The following is a 2953-nucleotide window of genomic DNA, read 5'->3' as shown; positions in this document are numbered from 1 at the left end:
TTGGGCGGGTGAGATTTGCGGCGCGAGCGCCTACAATACGGCCCCTTTCCCGCACCCGTGGCCAGAGCTGCCACGGCAGCCAATAACGACAGGAGCAGGCCATGTCCCGCGGCATAAACAAAGTCATTCTCGTTGGTAACCTCGGCGCCGATCCCGAGACGCGTTATTCGCCCAACGGTTCCGCCGTCACCCGTATCAGCGTTGCTACCAGCGAGCAGTGGCGCGACAAGGACAGCGGCGAACAAAAAGAACGCACCGAGTGGCATAAAGTCGTCTTCTTCAGCCGGCTGGCGGAAATTGCCGGCGAATACCTGCGCAAGGGTTCGCAGGTTTATGTCGAAGGTAACCTGCGCACTAACAAGTGGCAGGACCGTGACGGCAACGATCGCTACACCACCGAGGTGATTGCACGTGAGATGCAGATGCTGGGCGGCCGCGGCGGCTCTGGTGGCAGCGGTGGCTACAGCGGCGGTGGTGGCCAGTCGGGCGGCGGCCAGTCGGGCGGCGGTCAGTCGGGTGGTAGCTCGTCCGGTGGCGGCGGCGGTGGCGCACCGTCAAAGTCGGAGGACTTCGACGACGATATTCCCTTCTGATCCCGGTCAGCTGCAACGGGCCGGCAGGTAAGTACATTCCACGGGCCGATCGCGGCCGCCGTCGCGGTAAAGTGCGGCCGTGCCGCTGAGTTGCGACGCGACGTTCTGCAAGCAACGGAGGATTTGGCCTGATGTCTACGTGGATGGACCTGCTGTTTGGCAACCTGGTGGGCTTCAGCGCGGTGCTGGTGCTGGGCTCCGTTGTCCTGATAGCGGTGTTTTTTATCGTCAGCTATTTACGTCTCACCCGCATCGACCCGGGAAAATCGGGCTCCGACGGCAGCAGTCCGTCTGACTAGCTCGCCAGACGCCAAAAATCACGGCTTTTATTCGCCGGAAGTGCGGAATATTCGGTCAAATCGTTTAGTTCTGCCGCGGAGTCCGGTATAGACTGCCCGGCCCGGCAGGGTGCCGGGCAACTTTTGCAGGGACAAACTGACGATGGCTGACCTGATTCCGCCGCATGGCGGCACGCTGAAAAACCTTTACCTTCACAACGATGCCTGCGAGGCCGAGCGCAAGGCGGCGCGCGACTATCCGTCGTGGGACCTCACCGAGCGCCAGCTGTGCGATATCGAACTGCTGCTCAACGGTGCGTTCTCGCCGCTTGAAGGTTTTATGGGCAAAGCCGATTACGAAGCGGTGTGCAGCGACATGCGGCTGGCCGACGGCACGCTGTGGCCGATGCCAATCACGCTGGATGTCAGCGAAGAGTTTGCCGGGCAGGTAAAGGTCGGTGACGCCATCGCGCTGCGTGATCTGGAAGGGGTCAACTGCGCCACGCTGGAGATTTCCGACATCTGGACGCCGGATCGCGGCGCCGAAGCCGAGCGTGTCTATGGCACGCGCGACGAAAAACACCCGGCGGTCGATTACCTGACGAACCGGTCCAACCCGGTGTACATCGGCGGCACCATCAAGGGCATCGATGCGCCGATGCATTACGATTTCAAATACCTGCGTAATTCGCCGGCCGAGATGCGGGCGATGTTCAAAAAGCTGGGCTGGCGCCGTATCGTTGCGTTCCAGACCCGCAACCCGATGCACCGTGCGCACCAGGAGCTCACTTTCCGCGCCGCGCGCCAGGTCGAAGCCAACCTGTTGCTGCACCCGGTGGTTGGCATGACCAAGCCGGGCGATATCGATCACTACACCCGCGTGCGCTGCTACGAAAACCTGCTCAAGCATTACCCCGAGCAGACCACGTCGTTGAGCCTGTTGCCGCTGGCGATGCGCATGGGCGGCCCGCGCGAGGCGCTGTGGCACGCCATCATTCGCAAGAACTTCGGCTGCACGCATTTTATTGTTGGCCGCGATCACGCCGGCCCGGGCGACGACAGCAACGGCGAGCCGTTTTACGGCCATTACGATGCGCAGGACCTGGTCATCGAGTACCAGGATGAGCTGGGCATCGAAATGGTGCCGTTCAAGATGATGGTATACGTGCAGGATCGCGCCCAGTTCATACCAGCCGACGAGGTAGGCGAGGGCGAGCTGGTGATGAACATCTCCGGCACCGAGTTCCGTCGCCGCCTGCGCGAGGGGCTGGAGATACCGCACTGGTTTTCTTATGCCGACGTGGTGCAGGAATTACGCCGCACCCATCCGCCGCGGCACAAGCAGGGTTTCACGCTGTTTTTTACCGGCCTGTCGGGTTCCGGCAAGTCGACCATTGCCAACGCGGTGATGGTCAAGCTGATGGAAATGGGCGACCGTCGCGTGACGCTGCTCGATGGCGACATCGTGCGCAAGAACCTGTCCAGCGAGCTGGGTTTTTCCAAGGAACACCGTGATCTGAATATTCTTCGTATTGGTTACGTGGCCAGCGAAATCACCAAGAACGGTGGCGTTGCCATCTGCGCGCCGATTGCGCCGTATACGGCCACCCGGCGCCAGGTGCGCGAGACCATCGAGCCGGGCGGCGGTTTTATCGAGGTGCATGTCGCCACGCCGCTGGAAGTGTGCGAAGAGCGCGACCGCAAGGGGCTTTACGCCAAGGCGCGCGCCGGCCTGATCAAGGAGTTCACCGGCATCAGCGATCCGTATGAAGTGCCGGAGAACCCCGAGCTGGTCGTCGACACCGTCGGCGTCACTCCCGACCACGCCGCCCACCGCGTCATCGTCAAGCTCGAGAGCCTCGGCTACATCCGCTAGCCGGGCGCGGCCTTGCAGACTGCCCGTAGGAGCGCCTTCCAGGCGCGATTGCGCGCAGGTGATCGTGGCAAGGATGCCGCTCCTACGAAGCCGGGTGCCAGGCACTGGCGATCCGTTACCGTAGGAGCGCCTTCCAGGCGCGATTGCGCGCAGGTGATCGCGGCAAGGATGCCGCTGCTACGAAGCCGGGTGCCAGGCACTGGCGA

Annotated in this window: 2 protein-coding genes and 1 pseudogene; all 3 read left to right on the top strand. The window is 62.5% G+C overall.

All coding sequences use genetic code 11. From position 1 onward, the window contains the following. Positions 1-101 precede the first annotated feature (101 nt). The 3 genes and pseudogenes from ssb (at position 102) to HKN06_10655 (ending at position 2747) form a co-directional block, all read left to right on the top strand. Positions 102-593 carry a single-stranded DNA-binding protein gene (ssb, locus tag HKN06_10665; protein NNF61772.1) on the top strand — a complete coding sequence of 164 codons (492 nt, stop codon included), beginning with the start codon at positions 102-104 and terminating at the stop codon, positions 591-593. A gap of 131 nt (positions 594-724) precedes the next feature. Further along, positions 725-820, top strand: a pseudogene (locus HKN06_10660) (DUF3149 domain-containing protein). Between the two features lie 214 nt (positions 821-1034). After that, positions 1035-2747, top strand: coding sequence for a bifunctional sulfate adenylyltransferase/adenylylsulfate kinase (locus HKN06_10655; GenBank protein ID NNF61771.1), 1713 nt, complete (start codon positions 1035-1037; stop codon positions 2745-2747). Positions 2748-2953: the final 206 nt, after the last annotated feature.

This window comes from Gammaproteobacteria bacterium (assembly GCA_013003425.1).
Taxonomy (GTDB): domain Bacteria; phylum Pseudomonadota; class Gammaproteobacteria; order Steroidobacterales; family JABDKV01; genus JABDJB01.
This window is presented reverse-complemented; position numbering and strand designations above follow the sequence as displayed.